This window comes from Sphingopyxis sp., assembly GCF_035998905.1.
Classification (GTDB): Bacteria; Pseudomonadota; Alphaproteobacteria; order Sphingomonadales; family Sphingomonadaceae; genus Sphingopyxis.
Window position 1 is genome coordinate 99110 of the sequence record NZ_DASYHG010000019.1, and the last position, 20580, is coordinate 119689.

19 protein-coding genes are annotated in these 20580 nt (G+C 66.1%); 13 read left to right on the top strand and 6 right to left on the bottom strand.

All coding sequences use genetic code 11. The features are described from left to right. The first annotated feature begins 99 nt into the window (after positions 1-99). From VGN62_RS10345 to VGN62_RS10355, 3 genes are read left to right on the top strand one after another with little or no spacing between them, the layout of a single operon-like run. Complete coding sequence (locus tag VGN62_RS10345; protein ID WP_327453440.1) at positions 100-1026, top strand: alpha/beta hydrolase; 927 nt, start codon at positions 100-102, stop codon at positions 1024-1026. Further along, positions 1023-1817: a nucleotidyltransferase family protein gene (locus VGN62_RS10350; RefSeq protein WP_327453442.1), complete on the top strand. Its 795-nt coding sequence runs from the start codon at positions 1023-1025 to the stop codon at positions 1815-1817. Before VGN62_RS10345 ends, VGN62_RS10350 begins: the two co-directional genes overlap by 4 nt. After that, positions 1814-2578 carry a phosphocholine cytidylyltransferase family protein gene (locus VGN62_RS10355; protein ID WP_327453444.1) on the top strand — a complete coding sequence of 255 codons (765 nt, stop codon included), beginning with the start codon at positions 1814-1816 and terminating at the stop codon, positions 2576-2578. Before VGN62_RS10350 ends, VGN62_RS10355 begins: the two co-directional genes overlap by 4 nt. Here the strand turns inward: VGN62_RS10355 and VGN62_RS10360 are convergent. Genes VGN62_RS10360 through VGN62_RS10380 form a run of 5 tightly spaced genes read right to left on the bottom strand, consistent with a single transcriptional unit; the run spans position 2566 to position 7478 of the window. Further along, positions 2566-2994 carry an HIT family protein gene (locus tag VGN62_RS10360; RefSeq protein ID WP_327453446.1) on the bottom strand — a complete coding sequence of 143 codons (429 nt, stop codon included), beginning with the start codon at positions 2992-2994 and terminating at the stop codon, positions 2566-2568. The genes VGN62_RS10355 and VGN62_RS10360 overlap by 13 nt on opposite strands. Then, positions 2991-4091 carry a CDP-alcohol phosphatidyltransferase family protein gene (locus VGN62_RS10365; RefSeq protein WP_327453448.1) on the bottom strand — a complete coding sequence of 367 codons (1101 nt, stop codon included), beginning with the start codon at positions 4089-4091 and terminating at the stop codon, positions 2991-2993. The genes VGN62_RS10360 and VGN62_RS10365 overlap by 4 nt, the downstream gene beginning before the upstream one ends. After that, on the bottom strand, positions 4088-5227 hold the full coding sequence (locus VGN62_RS10370) for a hypothetical protein (RefSeq protein WP_327453450.1): 1140 nt from the start codon (positions 5225-5227) through the stop codon (positions 4088-4090). Before VGN62_RS10370 ends, VGN62_RS10365 begins: the two co-directional genes overlap by 4 nt. Beyond that, on the bottom strand, positions 5227-5937 hold the full coding sequence (locus tag VGN62_RS10375; RefSeq protein ID WP_327453452.1) for an HAD-IB family phosphatase: 711 nt from the start codon (positions 5935-5937) through the stop codon (positions 5227-5229). The genes VGN62_RS10370 and VGN62_RS10375 overlap by 1 nt, the downstream gene beginning before the upstream one ends. Further along, a complete protein-coding gene (locus tag VGN62_RS10380) occupies positions 5934-7478 on the bottom strand; it encodes a lipopolysaccharide biosynthesis protein (RefSeq protein WP_327453454.1) in 1545 nt (514 codons plus the stop codon). Before VGN62_RS10380 ends, VGN62_RS10375 begins: the two co-directional genes overlap by 4 nt. Positions 7479-7594: 116 nt before the next feature. Here VGN62_RS10380 and VGN62_RS10385 point away from each other — a divergent pair, with 116 nt between their 5' ends. From VGN62_RS10385 to zapE, 3 genes are read left to right on the top strand one after another with little or no spacing between them, the layout of a single operon-like run. Then, positions 7595-8377 (top strand): succinate dehydrogenase iron-sulfur subunit, encoded by a 783-nt coding sequence (locus VGN62_RS10385; protein ID WP_327453456.1) that lies wholly within the window; start codon positions 7595-7597, stop codon positions 8375-8377. Continuing rightward, positions 8374-8865, top strand: coding sequence for a PaaI family thioesterase (locus tag VGN62_RS10390; RefSeq protein ID WP_327453458.1), 492 nt, complete (start codon positions 8374-8376; stop codon positions 8863-8865). The genes VGN62_RS10385 and VGN62_RS10390 overlap by 4 nt, the downstream gene beginning before the upstream one ends. After that, positions 8862-9989: a cell division protein ZapE gene (zapE, locus tag VGN62_RS10395; protein ID WP_327453460.1), complete on the top strand. Its 1128-nt coding sequence runs from the start codon at positions 8862-8864 to the stop codon at positions 9987-9989. The genes VGN62_RS10390 and zapE overlap by 4 nt, the downstream gene beginning before the upstream one ends. Here the strand turns inward: zapE and VGN62_RS10400 are convergent. Next, positions 9986-11029 (bottom strand): hypothetical protein, encoded by a 1044-nt coding sequence (locus VGN62_RS10400; RefSeq protein WP_327453462.1) that lies wholly within the window; start codon positions 11027-11029, stop codon positions 9986-9988. The two genes, zapE and VGN62_RS10400, sit on opposite strands and share 4 nt — an antisense overlap. Before the next feature lie 322 nt (positions 11030-11351). On the opposite strand from VGN62_RS10400, the gene mdh reads away from it, so the two are divergent. From mdh to VGN62_RS10435, 7 genes are all read left to right on the top strand, one after another. After that, positions 11352-12314, top strand: coding sequence for a malate dehydrogenase (mdh, locus tag VGN62_RS10405; protein ID WP_327453464.1), 963 nt, complete (start codon positions 11352-11354; stop codon positions 12312-12314). A 63-nt stretch (positions 12315-12377) separates the two neighbouring features. Continuing rightward, the gene (gene sucD / locus VGN62_RS10410) at positions 12378-13268 is read left to right on the top strand and encodes a succinate--CoA ligase subunit alpha (protein WP_327453466.1); all 891 of its coding nucleotides are present in this window, start codon (positions 12378-12380) and stop codon (positions 13266-13268) included. An 82-nt stretch (positions 13269-13350) separates the two neighbouring features. Beyond that, positions 13351-16173 (top strand): 2-oxoglutarate dehydrogenase E1 component, encoded by a 2823-nt coding sequence (locus tag VGN62_RS10415; RefSeq protein ID WP_327453469.1) that lies wholly within the window; start codon positions 13351-13353, stop codon positions 16171-16173. Positions 16174-16198: 25 nt separating this feature from the next. Further along, a complete protein-coding gene (gene odhB, locus VGN62_RS10420; protein ID WP_327453471.1) occupies positions 16199-17440 on the top strand; it encodes a 2-oxoglutarate dehydrogenase complex dihydrolipoyllysine-residue succinyltransferase in 1242 nt (413 codons plus the stop codon). Between the two features lie 4 nt (positions 17441-17444). Next, positions 17445-17765: a hypothetical protein gene (locus tag VGN62_RS10425; RefSeq protein WP_327453473.1), complete on the top strand. Its 321-nt coding sequence runs from the start codon at positions 17445-17447 to the stop codon at positions 17763-17765. A gap of 49 nt (positions 17766-17814) precedes the next feature. Then, complete coding sequence (gene lpdA / locus VGN62_RS10430) at positions 17815-19212, top strand: dihydrolipoyl dehydrogenase (RefSeq protein ID WP_327453475.1); 1398 nt, start codon at positions 17815-17817, stop codon at positions 19210-19212. A gap of 25 nt (positions 19213-19237) precedes the next feature. After that, positions 19238-20575: an amidohydrolase gene (locus VGN62_RS10435; RefSeq protein ID WP_327453476.1), complete on the top strand. Its 1338-nt coding sequence runs from the start codon at positions 19238-19240 to the stop codon at positions 20573-20575. The last annotated feature ends 5 nt before the right edge of the window (positions 20576-20580 follow it).

The window sequence follows — 20580 nt, forward strand, 5'->3', positions numbered from 1 at the left end:
CGGAAAAGGTCGCGAAGCTTGTCGCGCTGTCGCTTGTTCGCCGCGCCGCCGCCCTGTAGGGCGCGGATGATGACGGGGCCGGTTTCCAAAGGACGACGGTTGATCAAATTCCTTTTCGTGGTGATCCTGCTCGTGCTGCTCTTCGGCGGCGGAGCGAAGATGATCGTCGCGGGCGGCGCCAAGTCGCTCAACATGGCCGACCGGCTGCTCGGGCAGGGCGACGGGGCGCGGCTGCTGATTGGCGACCAGCCCTATGGCAACGGGCCGCGCCAGTCGCTCGACATTTGGGTACCCGATAGTCTCAAAGAGGGCGACCGGTTGCCGGTCGTCGTCTTCTTTTATGGCGGCGGCTGGGACAGCGGCGAGCGGGGCAGTTACGGCTTCGCCGGACGCGCGCTCGCGCGGCAGGGCTTTGTCGTGGTGATCCCCGACTATCGCCTCGTACCTAAGGCGCATTGGCCCGACTTTATCGAAGACAGCGCGGCGGCGGTCGCATGGACGCACGAACATATCGCCAAGCTCGGCGGCGATCCCGACCGGATCGCGCTGATGGGCCATTCGGCGGGCGCCTATAATGCCGCGATGCTCGCGCTCGACCCGCAATGGCTGCGCGCGGCGAAGAGCGATCCGTCGATCATCCGCGGCGTTGCTGGGCTTGCCGGCCCCTATGATTTCCTGCCGCTCGAAAAGGGTGGCCGCGGCGACAAGGCGATGGGCAAGGTCAAGCCGATCGAAAAGACGCAGCCGATTCACTTCGCACGCGGCGACGCGCCGCCGCTGTGGCTTGCAACGGGCGACGAGGACGACACGGTGCGCCCGCGTAACAGCCAGAACCTCGCCGCCGCGATCGAGAAGGCGGGCGGCCCGGTGACGCTGCGCATCTATCCGGGCATGGGGCATACCGGCATCGTGATGGCGTTTGCCGCGCCGTTCCAGAACAAGGGGCCGGTGCTCGAAGAAGCGACCGACTTCCTCCGCGGCGTAACCGGCCGCCGCATTGCCCCCGCATCGGGCGCGGCACAATGAGCGCGCCGATCCCGGCGATCATACTTGCGGGCAGCCGTCCGGGGCCCGACCCCTTGCTGACCGGGAGCGGCGTGCCGACCAAGGCGCTGCTGCCGATCGCGGGGCAGGCGATGCTCGTCCACGTCGTGAAGGCGCTGCGCGCCTCACCCGAAGTCGGTGCAATCACGATCCTCGCACAGAACAGCGGCGAACTCGCGGCCGAACCGGGGCTCGCGGGCTTTGCCAACCTGCATTTCATCGATTCGGGGCAGGGGATCAGCAGCTCGCTCGCTGCCGCGCTGCCGCCGTGCGACGATCCGCTGCTCGTTACGACTGCCGATCATGTGCTGTTGACGCCGACGATGATCGCCGAGTTTCTTGGCGGCGCGGAGGATAGCGATGTCGCGGTCGCGATGGTCGAGCGCGATGTGCTGCTCGCGCGCTATCCGCAGTCGCAGCGGACATGGCTCAAATTCCGCGGCGGCTGGTGGTCGGGGGCGAACATGTTCCGGCTGCGCGGCCGACGCGTGCTGCCGCTGCTCGATTTCTGGGGGCGCATCGAGCGCGACCGCAAGAAGGGGCTCAAGATCATCGCCGCCTTCGGCCCCTGGCTGCTGCTCGGCGCGCTGCTCCGCCTCTTCACCATCCAGCAGGGGGTGGCGCGCGCGGGGCTTCGCTTCGGCCTCAAGGCGAAGGTCGTGCCGATGTCGGAGGCCGAGGCGTGCATCGACGCCGACAAGCCTTCGGATATCGAACTGATCGACGCGATATTTGCCGCACGGCGCGAAGCGGCTATAGGCCAACCCCTATGAGCATCGACAAAGCCATCATCCTGTCGGCCGGGCAAGGCTCGCGCCTGCTGCCGCTGACCCGCGACATTCCCAAATGCCTGATCGAGTTCAATGGCCGCAGCCTCATCAGCTGGCAGGTCGCGGCGCTCGTCGCGAACGGGATCAAGGATATCGTCGTCGTCACGGGCTTTCGTACCGAACGCGTCGAGGATCATGCGCTGCAGCTCTACCGCGACACCGGCGCGCGCATCCGCACCCTGTTCAATCCCTTCTTCCAGGTCGCCGACAATCTCGGCACCTGCTGGATCGCGCGCGAGGAGATGGACCGCGATTTCATCATCCTCAACGGCGACACCATCATTTCGGACGAGATCGTCGCGAAGCTGATCGAAGGCGCGAACGAGCCGATTAACGTCACCGTCGACGTCAAGGCCGACTATGACGACGACGATATGAAGGTGAACCGCGACGCCGAAGGCCGTCTGCATCATATCGGCAAGCGGCTATTGCCCCCCGACACCAATGCCGAGTCGATCGGCATGCTCGCCTTCGTCGGCGATGGCCCGTCGATCTTCCGCAACCAGGTCGACCAGATGATGCGCACCCCCGACGGGGTCGAGCGCTGGTATCTGCGCGCGATCGACATCATCGCCAAGGGAAACCGCGTCGGCACCGTGTCGATCGAAGGGCTCGAATGGCAGGAAGTCGACTTCCCGCAGGACGTCGAGGCCGCCGACGCGCTGACCGCGAAATGGGCCGAAGAAGGCCGCTACGCGAAATAGGGTTTGAGCCAGCCGGTGAGCGCAGCGACCTCTGCATCGCCCAGCTTCACCGCATGTCCGAGGTCCGGCTGCCCCGGCCAGCCGGCGTCGGCCACTGTCAGCCCCGCGCCCGACCGTTCGCCATCGTAGCGTGGCAGCACGTGGAAATGGACGTGCGGGTCGACCATCATCAGCATCAGATAGTTGATCTTCGCATAGTCGACGGCTTGGCCGAGCGCCGCCTCGATCGCGGCGGTCGCGACCTTGAGTTCGGCATGCGCTTCGGCGGGCAGGTCGCCGAACGCCGTCGCGTCCGATTTTGCCGCGAGAACCAGCGCGCCGAGCGTCGGCTGCGCGGGGCGGAGCAGCACGACCCAATGCTCATATTCGGCGATCAGCGTCGCGGGATGGCCGAATTTTGCGATCGTGTCGTTCATGCTTCTTCCATCCAGCTGGTGATCGGGCGGCCCGAACGTTTGACGGCATAGGCCTGCACCAGCCGCACCGCATGGACGACCAGCGAGATGATCGTCCACCATGCGAGCAGGATCAGGCCGATATCGGGGCGCCCGGCGAGCGTCGCGAAGAAGAGGATGACCATGTTGGGGTTGCGGCGCGCGGTGATCAGGCGGAACCGGCTGTCGAACTTCTCCCAGACATGGATGTCCATGCCGAAATCCTTGATGAACAATCCCTCGATCACGCGCTGGAGCACATAGCCCGCGACGACCGCAGCCATGACCCAGACAAAAGTCTGCGTCGACAACGCGAGACCCCATGTGCTGAGCCCGACGCCCCAGAAATACCACCAGAAGGGCGGGTGGATCAGGTCGACACCATGGTCAGCGACATTGCCCCATTTCGACGAGGTGATCGTGCAGCGCGCAAGCTTTCCGTCGACGGTGTCGAGCACCATGAAGATGAAGCCCGCGAGCATCCCTTCCCAATAATGGCCATAAGCGAACAGATATGTCGCATAGACGCACAGCGTCGCCCCGATCGCGGTCACCATGTTCGGCGTCATTCCGATGCTCGCGGCGATCCGGGTCAGCCACAGCGCGAGTTCGGGCCAGAGATATTTGGTCAGCGCGTCGGTAACGCCCTTGTAGGCGCCGAAATAGCTTTTCCGCTCGATCGCGCGTCGCGTTTCGGGGGTCAGCCGCTGGATGAACGGGCAGTCGAGCTTGCGGAGCTGGCGGTTATAGATTTGCGGATTGTCCTTATAGTCGATGATCGTCAGCGTGCCGCGATGCTGCGCGATATCTTCGGGGCGCATTCCGCCAACGAGGTGGGCGAGCACCAGTTCGTCGCCGTTCATGACGACGGTGCCCGGCAGCGGCACGATATGGCGCAGCCACACGGGGTCGAAGACATAGGCGAGGTTGGCGTAGATATGCGCGCCCGACGGTCTCGCTGCTTCGGGCAACCCCTCGGCGCTTGCGAGGCGGCGGAGCCGTTCGGTGTTGGTCATGCCCCAGATCGGGGTCGGATTTTCGCCGATCGGCGTCAGCGCGGGCAAGTTTGCGTCGGTCATCCGCCGCTCTTATCCTCTGGGACGTCCTTTGCAAGAAAGGCCGAAATCGCCTCCGCGCCGCGCCGCGCGGCGCCGGCAGGGTCGCCGCCGATCGATTCGGCGAGCCGTTCGCGCTGGGCGCCGGCGTAGCGCACATGGTGCGCCGGCGCCGCGTCGAGCGCCGCCGGCAGGCCGGCGAGATCGTCGACGACGTCGCCCAGCGTCCAGAACAGATAATCGGGATCGCCCTGCCAAGGAACGCGGTGCGCGTTGAGGAACAGGCACGGCCGCGGCGTGGCGAGAAACTCGTACACCTGGCTGCTGACGTCGCCGATGTAGATGTCGGCGCCGCTGGTATAGCTCATGTCGAACAGCCGGTCCGACCCGAGGTCGATCAGGATCTTGCCGGGCACGGCGAGCCGCTCGACCGCCGCGCGCTCGGCCTCGCTCGCTTCGGCGAACAGGCGGACGTGCGGCGCGACGACCAGATTATAGTGATCCTGCGCGGCGAACCAAGCGATCAGGTCGCGCCCGAAGCGGTCCCACGACGACAGGTCGCGCCGGAAGTGCGGCGCGTAAAGGACGGTCGGCCGGTCGTTCGCGAAAAGGGGTTCGCGCGCCGCCTGCAGCCGCGGCATCAGGTCGAGCTTCACATAACCGTTCACGGCATAGTGGCCCGGCCGGATCGTTCCCGCGCCGAGCAGTCGCTGTTCGCTTTTCTCGCCCGCGACGAGCACGAAATGGAAATGCCGGTCGCGCGGGTCGAGCATGATCGCGCGGTCGCCCGCGCCGTGCGGGGTGAAGACCAGCCGCGTGCGGCGCGGCAGGAAATGCCGGATCGCGGTCGTCGTCCGTTCGGGGACGACGATCGCATCGAGGCCGCGCAGGAAAGGCAAAGCGCCGAACAGCATCGGCAGCCGCGGATTGCGGAACAGCCCCCAATCGCGCAGCCAGCGCGCGAGACCGCGCTGGCCGAGCAAGGTGATGCGCGGCGCAAAGCCCGGATAGGCGAGCGCGACCTGTTCGACCATGCGCAGATGGTCGCCGCTCGCGACCGCGACCTCGACCTCCTCGCCGGCCGCCGCCATCTCGGCGGCGATCGGCAGCGCGTGGAAAATCTGGTGCGGTTCGCCGATGAACAGGAACAGCGTACGCATCAGGGAAGCCTTCCCGCTGCGGCATCCTCGAAATCGGCAACCCGCCAGCCGTGCTTCGCGGCCCGCCGCACGAACTTGTCCCCGCGCCCGACCAGCCACGCTTCGTCGGCGAGCGCAAAGGTCGGCGCGTCGCTGGCATGGTCCGAATAGGCGCGGATATGCGCTGCCCCGTCTGCCGGATGGGTGGCGAGCCACTCGCCGACGCGCCGCGCCTTTTCCGCGCCGTAACAATTGGGTCCATCGAGTTGCGGAAGCCAGTTCCCGTCGGCATCGCGCCGGTGACGCGAGGCAACGATCGCGTCGAAGCAGAGCGCCTCGGCGATCGCGCCCGCGTAGAACTCGGGCGCCGCGGTCGCCATCAGCAACCGGTATCCTTCGGCGCGGTCGCGCGCGATGCACGCCGCGGCGCCCGGCGGGACATCTCGCGGCACACGCCATGCCGCGAAGTCGGCGGCGAGCGCGCTGGCACGCGCCGGCGCGATGCGCCTGCCCAGCATCAGGCGGATGGCGGCGGGCTTGAAGCGGTCGCGGCCATAGAGGCGCAGCGCATAACCGATCATTAGCGCCGCGAGCGCGGGCAGCAGCATCAGCCGCCACGGTGCTTCGCGCCGCGCCGCCCATAGCAGGAAGAGCGTGAAGGTCGGCTTGCGAAGCACGGTGCGGTCGAGATCGTAGATCGCGACACCTGCGGGCGGGGCGCCGCGGGTCACAACGCCTCGCGCTCGAAGAGCCGCAATGCGCGGCCGGTCTTGCCCAGCGAGGTGCGGTCGGCGAGCGGGAGCGCGAAACGGAGCGCGAGCCAGATCGATCCGGCGGCGATCAGGACGATCAACGGCAGTGCGACGGGGTCGGGCAGGCGGCTCGCGAACAGCGCGGCAGCGCCCGCGGCGGCCGTGACGACGAGCCCGCGGAGCGCGACGCCCGGAAACTGCGCATCGAACGGCTGGAGCTTTTCGGTCACCGCGAGCTGGAGCATCGGGACCGCCGCCATGACGACGAGGCCGGTCGCCGTCGCGAGGGTCACCCCGGTCAGCGGATCGAGGTGCCCGACGATCAGCCAGCCGGTGCCGAGCGCGACCGCGACGCCGAAAATGCTGGCGGTGAGCTGGTGCCGGAATGCCGCGACGACCTGCAGCACCGGCGCCGAAATCCCGAGCACGGCTTCGGCCGCGCGGGCGAAGAGCAGGGCGATCAGCGCCGCCTGTGCGCCCTGCGCCTGATCGCCGAACAGGCTGAGCAACGAGCTGCTGCCCGCCGCGAGCACCGCCGCGAGCGGAAGCGCGATCGCCGATATCAACCGCGTCGCATAGGCATAGATGTCGGCGACCTGCCGCCGGTCCTGCCGCTCGGCGCTGGCGGCGAGCGGCGCCATGACATAGGAGAAGGCGATACGGACGAGCTGGACGACGCTCGACAGCTTGCGCGCGATCGTGAACAGCCCCGCCGCCGCCGCGCCCGCGGCGCCCGGAAGCAACAGGTTGAGGATCAGCGCGGGCGCGTCGCCGAACAGGCGTGCGATGATGTTCGACGGCAGGATCGACAGCCCCGCCCAGAAGGTGTTGCGCGCCGTGTCGCTCGCCCGCGCGCCGCGCCACATATCTGCAAGGCTGTAGTGCCGCGCGAGCAGGCGGACGCTGAGCGCCGCGGTGATCGCCAGCGAGCAGAGATGCGCAATGAACAGCCCCTTGAGCCCAAGCCCGCCCGCGAAGAACAGGCCGGCGAACACTAGCCGCATCACCTGTTCCCACACGATCCGGAGGCGGATTTCGGCGCCGAACACCATGCGCGCGCGCAGCGCTGAGGTTGCGATCTCGACAAATGCCCACAGCGGGAGAGCCCAGACGAAGATGCGGATCGCCGGGGTGACGAGGTCGCGGTCCTTCGCCGCGACATTGAGCAGCGGGCCGAGTTCGGCGGCAAAGATCGCGATCAGCGCCGCGACAACCAGGCATGGTCCGACGCCGAACAGCATCGCGGTGCGCAGCGCTGCTGCGGCGTCGGCGTCGCTCGCCGATTGCGGCACGGTACGCTGCATTGCGCTGGTCATGCCGAGATCGAAGATATTCTCGAGCAGGTTGATTGCGGCCCACAGCACGGCATAGAGGCCGTATCCGGCGAGGCCGAACATCAGGACATAGAGCGGCTGCGCGACGATCTCGACCACCGCACCCAGCCGTGCCAGCACGGTGGTGCCGAGCCCGCGCGCGACGCTGCGGCTGGTAACGGCGGGCTGGTCGGCGCTTTCGCTCATCATCGCCGCCCTAGCGCCTTGCCCGCGCGCCTGCCAGCGGCTTTCGCGCTTCACCCTCTTGTCGACGCTGCCAATCGGGTCTAGGCAGCGCGCGATTGCATAGGGAAGACCGCGATATGGCTCAATTTGTCCTGCCCAAGAACAGCCGCCCGCAAAAGACGGGCAAGGTCCACAAGGCCGAGGGCGCGACCGCCGTCAAGAAATTCAAGGTCTATCGCTACGATCCCGACAAGGGCCAGAACCCGCATTTCGACACGTTCGAGATCGATACCGAAAAATGCGGCCCGATGGTGCTCGACGCGCTCATCAAGATGAAGAGCGAACAGGATTCGACGCTGACCTTCCGCCGCTCGTGCCGCGAAGGTATTTGCGGCAGCTGTTCGATGAACATGAACGGCAAGAATGGTCTCGCCTGCACCACCGCGATCGAGGATCTGAAGGGCGACATCACGATCACCCCGCTGCCGGCGATGGACGTGATCAAGGACCTCGTCCCCGACTTCACCCATTTCTATGCGCAATATGCGTCGATCGAACCCTGGCTCAAGACCAAGACGACGACGCCGAGCGGCAAGGAGCGGCTCCAGTCGCCCGCCGAGCGCGAGAAGCTCGACGGCCTCTACGAGTGCATCCTGTGCGCCTGCTGCTCGACGAGCTGCCCGAGCTATTGGTGGAACAGCGACAAATTCCTCGGCCCCGCGATCCTGCTCCAGGCATATCGTTGGCTCGCCGACAGCCGCGACGAGATGACCGGCGAACGGCTCGACGAGCTTGAGGATCCGTTCCGCCTCTATCGTTGCCACACGATCATGAACTGCTCGAACGCGTGCCCCAAGGGCCTGAGTCCCGCGCGCGCGATCGCCGAGATCAAGAAGCTCGAGGCCGAGCGGCAGGTGTGAACGACGGGATCGAGGAACCGAAGCGGCGGGACCATTTCAGCGCGGAGGCGCTGGACGATGGTTGGGTCAGCTGGAACCTCAAGGACCCGACGCGCTTCAACAGCTTCATTGAACCTCTGACCGTCCGCGCCGAACCCCCGACGCCCGACGGCCGTCCGTGCGCGCGGGTGCGCATGATCCCCGAACGCAAACACAGCAACCTCGGCGACAATGTTCACGGCGCGGTGACGCTCGCGCTTGTCGACATCGCGCTGTTCGCGGCGTCGCACCAGTTCGGATCGCTCAACGCCGGTCATTCGGTGACGCTCGACCTGTCGACGCAGTTCGTCGGCGCGGGCCGCGTCGGTGAACCCCTCGATGCCGTGGTCGAACTGGTGCGCGAAACCGGCCGCCTGATCTTCCTGCGCGGCCTCGTCGTTCAGGGCGAAGGCGACAGCCATATCGTGCTGAGCTTTGCCGGGACGATCCGCAAGGCGAGCGGCAAGTGATCACTGTTCTGGCGGCCTATGACGCCCTCGTCGTGGCGGGCGAACTCAAGCCCGATCCCGAACAGCGCGCCGCCGCCGGGCGGCTGGACCGGCTGCAGACCGAGCTGGAGGCGGTGCCGCCGCGCGGCAGCCTGCTGTGGCGCCTGACCGGTCGCAAGCCCGCGGCGCTGCGCGGCGTCTACCTCTGGGGCGCGGTCGGGCGGGGCAAGTCGATGTTGATGGATCTTTTCTACGATCATCTCTCCATTCAGCGGAAAAAGCGCGTCCATTTCCACGCCTTCATGCTCGACGTCCATGCGCGGATGCGCGAGGTGCGCAAGAGCGAGAGCGGCGATCCGATCCCGCTCGTCGCCGACGCGCTCGCCGAAAATACGCGCTGCCTGGCGTTCGACGAGATGGTGGTGAACAACAGCGCCGACGCGATGATCCTCTCGCGCCTGTTCACCGCGCTGATCGACCGCGGGGTGACGATGGTCGCGACCTCGAACCGCCCGCCGAAGGATCTCTACAAGGACGGGCTCAACCGCGAACATTTCCTGCCCTTCATCGCGCTCGTCGAGGAACGGCTCGACGTGATGAGCCTCAATGGCCCGACCGATTATCGCCGCGACCGGCTCGGCGACGGCGCGCGCTGGTTCGTCCCCGCCGACGATGCGGCGAGCGCGGCGCTGTCGGCCGCCTTCTTCCGCCTCACCGACTATCCCCCCGAGGACCGCGCGCATGTCCCCAGCCTCGAACTCGATGTCGGCGGCGGGCGGATGCTGCACGTGCCGAAGGCGCTGAAGGGCGTCGCGGTCTTTTCGTTCAAGCGATTGTGCGGCGAAGCGCGCGGCGCGGCCGACTATCTGGCGGTGGCGCGCCATTTCCACACCGTGATCATTGTCGGCATCCCGCGCATGGGGCCGGAGAACCGGAACGAAGCCGCGCGCTTCGTGACGCTGATCGACGCGCTTTACGAATATAAGGTCAAGCTGCTCGCGAGCGCGGCCGCGATGCCCGACCAGCTTTACGTCGCGGGCGACGGCGCGTTCGAGTTCGAGCGTACCGCGAGCCGCCTCGCCGAAATGCAGTCGGACGATTATCTGGCGCTAGGCCACGGACCTGCCGAAGGCGCGATCGCCTAGGCGATCGCGAGGAATACCCCGCCCAGAACCTTTCCCCAGCGTGACGAATTGACCGTGACGGAAATGAGGTCGCGGACGTAGCGCACCTCGTGCACCAGATGACCGATAGCCTGTTCGATTGTCCGCCGCAGCGTGCGCAGCGGCTTGGGCGCGGCGACGGCGATACGCGCCGGGCGTTCGGGCGGTCCGGGCAGCGTCGCAAAGCCGCCGCTCGTCACCCGCGCGTCGTCCGCGACCGCGCGGCACAGCGCCTCCATTCGCGAAATCGCGAGGCGGTTCGGAACTTCGCGGTCGCGGCTCAATAATTCGAAACTGTGGCTGAACGCCGAAAACTGGATCGCGCCGCTCGCCGCGCTATGGTCGAGCGCGTCGCGCATCTCCTCTTCGGACATTGCACAAAGCTGCGCGGGGCGGAAACGGCTCGCGCGGTCCATCAGTCCGCTGACCGGGACCTCGACGACGCCGTGGTGACCGCGCATTCCCAGATTGCCCGCGTCGAGCGATATGGCGCAGCCATGGCCGAGATAGGCGCCGTTGAAGCTGCTGTCGAAACGGAAGCCGAGCGCGGAGAGCGCGCGCAGCGTGTCGTCGTTGGCGCCGAAATTGCCGGCGCGAAATGCGGTCGGTTTCGGTGCACCCGCGCCGACGAGGATGTCGCGCGCGAGCGCGATCAGCTTTTTCTGTGCCGCCAGCGGGAAGTCGCCGATGTTGCGGCCGGTGAGCCGCCCGACCGGGTTGAAGCGCGCGAAGGCGAGCCACTCGGTGTGGATATGGACCTGCACCTCGTGCCCGCGCGCGACGACGGGCCGGACGATCGCGTCGATCACCTCGGGACCATAGACAAGCGCGGGCATCGGATCGATAAAGAACACGCCAGTCAGCCCGTGGCGCTCGAGCATGTCCATCTGGAAGTGGATACCGAAATCGCCGTCGCGGCAGCGGCCCAGGATCGAGCTTTCGAAATTGGCGCGCGCGTCGGCGCCCCGTTGATAGAGGCCGGCCGACAATTCGGTGTCGAAGCTGATGATCGCCCGCGTCATGCTATCCGCGCGTAGCATCGCAGCGATAAGGGAGGGTTAACCCGCCGCTGCGGGATTTGCCGCGAAGACGGCGCGCGCGATCGCTTCGTGCTTGTCACATCGCGCGGCTATTCCCATCTCGAGAGTGTCTCGCGAGGGGCTTTATCGTTATTGCGAACTATTAGCAAAGAAACCCGGTTTTTCGTCCTTTTGGCGGTTGTTTCCTTAAGGGAATCGGCGTAGGGGCGTCGCCAGTCTTGGGACCGGAGCGGAGCTTTAGCCCGTGCTCCCGCCGGTCTGTGAACCAATTGCCGGGCTTGCCAGGAAGGGAGTGCCGCGCGCCATGGGACGCAAGAAGATCGCTTTGATCGGAGCCGGGAATATCGGCGGAACGCTGGCGCTGCTCGCCGCGCAGAAGGAACTGGGCGACGTCGTCCTGTTCGACGTCGTTGAGGGCGTGCCGCAGGGCAAGGCGCTCGACCTGTCGCAGGTCGGCCCGATCGCGGGCTTCGACGCGAAGATCACTGGCTCGAACGATTACAAGGACATCGCGGGCGCCGACGTCATCATCGTCACCGCCGGTGTCGCCCGCAAGCCGGGCATGAGCCGCGACGACCTGCTCGGCATCAACCTCAAGGTCATGAAGGCCGTCGGCGAAGGCATCAAGGCGAACGCTCCCGACGCTTTCGTCATCTGCATCACCAACCCGCTCGACGCCATGGTCTGGGCGCTGCGCGAATTCTCGGGCCTCCCGCACAACAAGGTCGTCGGTATGGCCGGCGTGCTCGACTCGGCGCGCTTCAGCCACTTCATCGCCGATGAATTCGACGTGTCGGTGAAGGATGTGAACACCTTCGTGCTCGGCGGTCATGGCGACACCATGGTCCCCGTCGTGCGTTACTCGACCGTCAACGGCATCCCCGTCCCCGACCTCGTCAAGATGGGCCTGTCGTCGCAGGACAAGATCGACGCGATCGTCAAGCGCACCCGCGGCGGCGGCGGTGAAATCGTCGCGCTGCTCGGTACGGGTTCGGCTTTCTATGCGCCTGCCGCATCGGGCATCGCGATGGCCGAAGCCTATCTGGGTGACCAGAAGCGCATCCTGCCCTGCGCCGCCTATGTCGACGGCCAGTACGGTCTCGACGGCCTCTATGTCGGCGTTCCGGTGCTGATCGGTGCCGGCGGCGTCGAGAAGATCGTCGAAATCGAACTCGATGCCGAGGACAAGGCTGGCCTGCAGGTCTCGGTCGACGCGGTCAAGGAACTGCTCGACGCGTGCAAGGCGCTGGATCCCAGCCTCGCCTGATCCCTTTTGGCTGTGCCCGGCGCTGGCGCCGGGCCGGCCGGCTCTCCCCAGGAGAATTAGAATATGTCCATTCTCATCGACAAGAATACCAAGGTCATCACGCAAGGGATGACCGGTGCCACCGGCACCTTCCACACCGAACAGGCGCTCGCCTATGGCACGCAGATGGTCGGCGGCGTGACGCCGGGCAAGGGCGGTACGACGCATATCGGCCTGCCGAACTTCAACACCGTCGAAGAAGCCAAGGCCGCGACCGGCGCGACCGCGTCGGTCATCTATGTGCCGCCGCCGTTCGCCGCCGACTCGATCCTCGAGGCGATCGACGCCGAGATCGAGCTGATCGTCGCGATCACCGAAGGCATCCCGGTGCTCGACATGGTCAAGGTGAAGCGCGCGCTTTCGGGCTCGAAGTCGCGCCTGATCGGCCCGAACTGCCCCGGCGTGCTGACTCCCGGCGAATGCAAGATCGGCATCATGCCCGGCAGCATCTTTTCCAAGGGCAGCGTCGGCGTCGTCTCGCGTTCGGGCACGCTCACCTATGAAGCCGTGTTCCAGACGACGAACGTCGGCCTGGGTCAGACGACCGCGGTCGGCATCGGCGGCGATCCCGTCAACGGCACCAATTTCATCGACGTGCTCGAACTCTTCCTCGCCGACGAAGCGACCAAGTCGATCATCATGATCGGCGAAATCGGCGGCGACGCCGAGGAACAGGCCGCGCAATTCCTGATCGACGAAGCGAAGCGCGGCCGCAAAAAGCCGATGGCCGGCTTCATCGCGGGCCGCACCGCCCCTCCGGGTCGCCGCATGGGTCACGCCGGTGCGATCGTGTCGGGCGGCAAGGGCGACGCCGAAAGCAAGATCGCGGCGATGGAAGCCGCTGGCATCAAGGTGTCGGCGAGCCCGTCGGAACTCGGCTCGACCCTCGCCGAAGTGCTGAAGGAACGCGTCTGACCGGATGGTCCGCCGGCATCCTTTGCCGGCGGGCCTTCGCTCCCCATATAAAACCCACCCCTACCTCCCCGTGGAAAAGCAGATGAACCTCGAACGACAAAGCTTCGACATCGACGAGCCGCAGGCCGGCCCGAGCTGGGCGCCGAAGAACTGGCCCCAGATCGACAGCGACGACCTGACCGCCGCGCTCGACCCGCAGCAGATGCAGGTCGCGGTGAAGGCTGCCGCCGCCAAGGCGGGTGCCGCGCTGTCGAGCGCCGAAGTCGAGCGCGCCGCCGATGATTCGATCCGCGCGATGATGCTGATCCGCACCTATCGTGTGCGCGGTCATCTTGCCGCGAATCTCGATCCGCTCGGGCTCAGCACGCGCGAACTGCCCGCCGACCTGACGCCCGAATTCCACGGCTTCGTTGGTGCCGATCAGGATCGCCCGGTGTTCATCGGGGGCACGCTGGGGCTGGAAAAGGCGACGATCCGCGAGATCGTCGCGATCCTGCGCGCCAATTATTGCGGCAATGTCGGCCTCGAATATATGCACATCGCCGACATCGAGGAGCGCCAGTTCCTGCAGGAACGGATGGAAGGCGCCGACAAGATCATCGAATTTTCGGTTGAGGGCAAACGCGCCATCCTGAACAAGGTGATCGAGGCCGAGGAATGGGAGAAATTCCTCGCGCGCAAATATGTCGGGACGAAGCGTTTCGGTCTCGACGGCGGCGAATCGATGATCCCCGCGATGGAGGCCATCATCAAATATGGCGGCCAGTATGGCGTGCGTGAAATCGTGTACGGCATGGCGCACCGCGGGCGCCTCAACATGCTCGCGAACGTCATGGCGAAGCCGTACAAGATCATCTTCCACGAATTTGCCGGCGGCTCGGCGAACCCCGACGACATCGGCGGTTCGGGCGACGTCAAATATCACCTCGGCACCTCGACCGACCGCGAGTTCGGCGGCGCGTCGGTGCATATGTCGCTTGTTCCCAACCCGTCGCACCTCGAAGCGGTCGATCCCGTTGTGCTCGGCAAGGTCCGCGCCCAGCAGGTCGTGCGCGACGACCTCGCCAAGCATGAGCAGGTGCTGCCCGTGCTGATCCACGGCGACGCGGCGTTCGCGGGGCAGGGCATCGTCTGGGAATGCCTCGGCTTCTCGGGCATCCGCGGTTACAACACCGGCGGCTGCATCCACTTCATCGTCAACAACCAGATCGGCTTCACGACCAGCCCGCAGTTCGCGCGCTCGTCGCCCTATCCGTCGGACGTCGCGAAGGGCGTGATGGCGCCGATCCTGCATGTCAACGGCGACGATCCGGAAGCGGTGACCTTTGCGTGCAAGCTCGCGATCGATTTCCGCCAGCAGTTCAAGCGCGACGTCGTGATCGACATGTGGTGCTACCGCCGCTTCGGCCATAACGAGGGCGACGAACCCTCGTTCACCCAGCCGTTGATGTACGCCAGCATCCGCCAGCATCCGCCGGTGTCGCAGCTGTGCGCGACGAAGCTCGAAGCCGAAGGCGTGATCGACGCGGGATGGGCCGACGCCCGCCGCGCCGAATTCACCGCGCGGCTGGAAGCCGACTTTGAATCGGCGAAAAGCTACAAGCCCAACAAGGCCGACTGGTTCGCCGGGCGCTGGTCGGGGCTCCACGCTCCCGCCGATCCCGAGAATGCGCGCCGCAACATCGCGACGGGTGTTTCGGACAAATTGTTCGATTCGATCGGCCGCACGCTGACGACGATTCCCGCCGACGTCGAGGTCCACAAGACGCTCCGCCGCGTGATCGACGCGCGGGGCGCGATGTTCGCCGACAAGAGCGACGGCGAAGTGTTCGACTGGGCGACCGCCGAGAGCCTCGCGTTCGGCACCTTGCTCAGCGAGGGCTATCAGGTTCGCCTGTCGGGCCAGGATTCGGGACGCGGCACCTTCAGTCAGCGCCACGCGGTCTGGGTCGACCAGAAGAGCGAGGCGAAATATATCCCGCTGACCACCGTCCCGCACGGCCGGTTCGAGGTGCTCGACAGCCCTCTTAGCGAATATGGCGTGCTCGGCTTCGAATATGGCTATGCGATGGCCGATCCGAAGAGCCTCGTGCTTTGGGAGGCGCAGTTCGGCGATTTCGCCAACGGCGCGCAGATCATGATCGACCAGTTCATCGCGAGCGGCGAGGCCAAGTGGCTGCGTGCCAACGGCCTCGTGATGCTGCTCCCGCACGGTTACGAAGGGCAGGGACCCGAGCATAGCTCGGCGCGTCTCGAACGCTTCCTCCAGCTGTGTGCGGGCGACAATATCCAGGTGTGCAATATTTCGACCCCGTCGAACTATTTCCACGTCCTGCGCCGCCAGATGCTGCGTCCGTTCCGCAAGCCGCTCATCATCATGACGCCGAAGTCGCTGCTTCGTCACAAGCTGGCGGTTTCGCAGCGTTCGGACTTCATCGGCGACGCGCATTTCCGCCGCCTGATGTCGGACCGTACGCCGCCCGCCGACAAGGACGTCAAGCGTGTCGTGCTCTGTTCGGGCAAGGTCGGATACGATTTGATGGAAGCGCGCGATGCGGCGGGTCTGACCGACACGACGGTCGTCCGCGTCGAGCAGATCTATCCCTTCCCGGGTGAGCCGCTCGCGGTTCGTCTGAAGCGGATGCCGAACCTCGAAGAGGTGGTGTGGGCGCAGGAAGAGCCGCGCAACAATGGCGCGTGGTTCTTCGTCAACGAACTGATCGAGGAAGCGCTGACCAATGCGGGCCACAAGGGCATGCGCCCGCGTTATGCGGGCCGTGCTGCTGCGGCCTCGCCCGCGACGGGCCTGATGAGCCGCCACCAGACCGAACAGTCGGCGCTCGTCGCCGATGCGCTCGGACTTTCGGTTCGCGCCGAAATCCGCCGCGCCAAGAACAAAGCCTGAGCTTAAGCCCCAAGGAACTACACCTATGAGCACCGAAGTCAAAGTCCCCACGCTGGGCGAAAGCGTTACCGAAGCGACGATCGGCGAATGGCTGAAAAAGCCGGGTGAGGCCGTCGCGCTCGACGAGCCCATCGCGAGCCTCGAAACCGACAAGGTCGCGGTCGAAGTGCCGTCGCCCGTCGCGGGCGTGATGGGCCAGCAGCTCGCCGCGGTCGGCGACACGGTCAACGTCGGCGCGACGATCGCGACGGTCGAGGCCGGCGGCGCGGCGGCTGCTCCGGCACCCGCCGCCGCTGCACCCGCTCCGGCTGCCAAGGCCGAAGCAGCCGCGCCGGCACCCGCCGCGACCGCTGCTCCCGCGAGCGATGGCGTCGACACCGTCACCACCATGTCGCCTGCGGTACGCCGCCTCGTGCTCGAGCATGGCGTCGATCCGACGAAGATCCAGGGCAGCGGCAAGGACGGCCGCTTGACCAAGGAAGACGTACTCGCCGCCGCGAGCGCCGCGCCTGCGGCCGCCCCGGCTCCGGCCGCTGCACCCGCACCCGCCGCGACCGGTACTCCGGGCCGCCGCGAGGAGCGCGTCAAGATGACGCGCATGCGCCAGACGATCGCGAAGCGGCTGAAGGCGGCGCAGGACACGGCGGCGATGCTGACGACGTTCAACGACGTCGACATGTCGGCGGTGATGGCGACGCGCGACAAATATCGCGAAAGCTTCGAGAAGAAGCATGGCGTCCGCCTCGGCTTCATGAGCTTCTTCACCAAGGCGGTCGCGCTCGCCGCACATGACATTCCCGCAGTGAACGCGCGGATCGACGGCGACGAGATCGTCTATCACGATTATCTCGACGTCTCGGTCGCGGTCAGCGCGCCGAACGGCCTTGTCGTTCCCGTCGTGCGCAACGCGGACAGCCTCTCGTTCGCCGACATCGAAAAGGCGATCGCCGACCTCGGCAAGCGTGCCAAGGACGGCACGCTGACGATGGACGACATGACCGGCGGTACCTTCACCATCTCGAACGGCGGCGTGTTCGGCGGCCTGATGTCGACCCCGATCATCAACCCGCCGCAGTCGGCGGTGCTCGGCCTCCACCGCATCGAGGATCGCCCGGTCGTCCGTGACGGCGAAATCGTGATCCGCCCGATGATGTATCTCGCGATGAGCTATGACCACCGCCTGATCGACGGACGCGAGGCGGTGACCTTCCTCAAGACGATCAAGGAAGCGATCGAGGATCCGACGCGCCTGCTGATCGATCTTTGATCCGATGACGGCGCTCCTCCCCCTCCGCGCAATTCTGGTCTTCGCCGTCGCCGCCGCCCTCGCGGGCTGCGGCGAGGGTGAAAGCCGCATGGCGAAGGGTTTCGAGGAGGGACTCAGGACCAGCTTTGTCGAGAGTTTCGGCGAATCGTGCCGCGCCGCGGCCGAGGGTGGCGGTGCGGCCGCCGGCCTCGCTGCCGAGGTCTGCAAATGCGCGGCCGACGAATTGATCAAGAAATATAGCGCATCTGAACTGATCGGCCTGTCGCCCGAAATGGCGGCACCCGTTATGAAGTCATGCGCGGCGAAATCCGGGCTGCCCGTTTGAGCGGAGTCGCTCGTTGACGGTGCCAGGCAGAAATTGAGGTAGATTGAACATGGCTGATTATGACTACGACGTCCTTGTCATCGGTTCGGGGCCCGGCGGTTATGTCGCGGCGATCCGCGCGGCGCAGCTCGGCCTGAAGACCGCGTGCGCCGAAGGGCGCGAGACGCTGGGCGGCACCTGCCTCAATGTCGGCTGCATCCCCTCGAAGGCGATGCTCCACGCTTCGGAATATTTCGAGGCGGCGGCGGGCGGCGCGATGGCGGCGATGGGCATCAAGGTGAAGCCCGAACTCGACCTCGGCACGATGCACGGCCAGCGCAAGGATGCGGTGAAGGGCCTGACCGGCGGCATCGAATTCCTGTTCAAGAAGAACAAGATCGACTGGCTGAAGGGCTATGCGCAGTTCACGTCGAAAGACACGGTCGAAGTCGCGGGCAAGGCCTATCGCGCCAAGAACATCATCATTGCGACCGGCTCGTCGGTCACCCCGCTTCCGGGCGTCGAGGTTGATAACGACAAGCAGATCATCGTCGATTCGACCGGCGCGCTCGAACTTGCCAAGGTTCCGGGTCACATGGTCGTCATTGGCGGCGGCGTGATCGGGCTCGAACTCGGCAGCGTGTGGCGCCGCCTTGGCGCGAAGGTCACCGTCGTCGAATTCCTCGACCAGATCCTCCCCGGCATGGACGGCGACGTCCGCAAGGAAGCGAACAAGATCCTCAAGAAGCAGGGCATGGAATTCAAGCTCAAGACCAAGGTCACCAAGGCCGAGGTGAAGGGCAAGAAGGCTGTGCTGACGCTCGAACCCGCCGCCGGCGGCGACGCCGAAACGCTCGAAGCCGACGTCGTGCTCGTGTCGATCGGCCGCCGTCCGAACACCGATGGCCTCGGCCTCGACAAGGCCGGCCTCGCGGTCAACCAGCGCGGCCAGATCGAAACCGATCATGATTTCTCGACGCAGGTCCCCGGCATCTGGGCGATCGGTGACGTGATCCCCGGTCCGATGCTCGCGCACAAGGCCGAGGACGAAGGCATCGCCTGCGCCGAGAATATTGCGGGTCTGACGGGCATCGTGAACCACGACGTCATCCCGTCGGTCGTCTACACTTGGCCCGAAATCGCCGGTGTCGGCCTGACCGAAGAGCAGGCGAAGGAAAAGGGCGAGGTCAAGGTCGGCAAATTCCCGATGATGGCAAACAGCCGCGCCAAGACGAACCACGAACCCGACGGCTTCGTGAAGGTGATCGCCGATGCGAAGAGCGACCGCGTGCTCGGTGTGTGGTGCATTGCGAGCGTCGCGGGCACGATGATCGCGCAGGCCGCGCAGGCGATGGAATTCGGCGCCACGTCGGAAGACATCGCCTATACCTGCCACGCGCATCCGACGCACAGCGAAGCGATCAAGGAAGCCGCGATGGCGGTGACGGGCAAACCGATCCACATCTGACGCGAACATAATGGGGGAGAGAATTATGGCGAAGCATTGGCTCCGGGCAGGGGCTTCGCTGGCTCTCTCCCTCATGGCGACCGGCGCGCAGGCGACGCCCGACGTCAATGCCGCGAACGCGCGGCTGACCGCGTTGCTCGATAAAAATTACCCGGCGCTCGAGGCGCTCTACAAGGATCTCCACCAGCACCCCGAACTCGGGATGCAGGAAGTCCGCACGGCGGGTATCCTCGCGCAGCATCTGCGCAAGGCGGGGTTTACCGTGACCGAGAAGGTCGGCGGCACCGGCGTCGTCGGCATACTCAAGAACGGCGAAGGCCCGACCATCCTGGTACGCGCGGACATGGACGCGCTCCCGATGGAGGAAAAGACCGGGCTCGCCTGGTCGAGCAAGGCGCGCGCGACCTATGAGGGCAAGGATGTGCCCGTGATGCACGCGTGCGGCCACGACACGCATGTTGCCTATCTGGTCGGCGTCGCGCAGGCGCTCTCCGCGATGCGCGACAGCTGGTCGGGCACCGTCGTACTGATCGGCCAGCCCGCCGAGGAGCCGCTCGTGGGCGCGCGCGCGATGCTCGATGACGGGCTGTTCACGCGCTTCCCGAAGCCCGATTACGGCTTCGCCGCGCATGTCTCGAACCTTCCGGCCGGGGTGGTCGCGATCAAGGCGGGCGCCGGGTCGTCGGCATCGGACAGCTATTCGATCACCTTCCACGGCCGCGGCGGGCATGGCTCGATGCCTGCGGCGACGATCGACCCGATTCCGATCGCCGCGCGCTTCGTCACCGACACACAGGTGGTGATCAGCCGCGAAAAGGATCCCGCCGCCTTCGGCGTGCTGACGATCGGTGCGATCAATGCGGGCAGCGCGCCCAACATCATCCCCGACAGCGCCGAGGTGAAGGTCAATCTGCGTTCGCAGTCGCCCGAGGTGCGCAAGCTGCTCCAGGACGGGACCGCGCGCGTCGCGAAATCGGCGGCAGCGATGGGCAAGGCGCCCGAGCCGACGATCCGTTATCTCAGCGGCACCGGCGTCCTGACCAACGATGAGGCGATGGCCAATGCCGCGGTCGCGGCGCTGACGCCGGTGTTCGGCAAGGGCCTTGTCTTCGCGCCGGCAAGTGCGGCGCCGATGTCGGGAAGCGAGGATTATTCCGAGTTCGTCGATGCGGGCGTTCCCTCGCTCTTCTTCGGTATCGGCGGTTATGATCCGGCAGTCCTCGCCGACCTCAAGGCGAAGGGGGAACCCGCGCCGACCAATCATTCGCCCTTCTTCGCGCCGAAGGCCGAACCCGCGATCCGCAACGCCGTGACTGCGATCGTCCTGTCGATCGTCGGCGGCGTACGCCCCGACGCCAAATAGGCGCG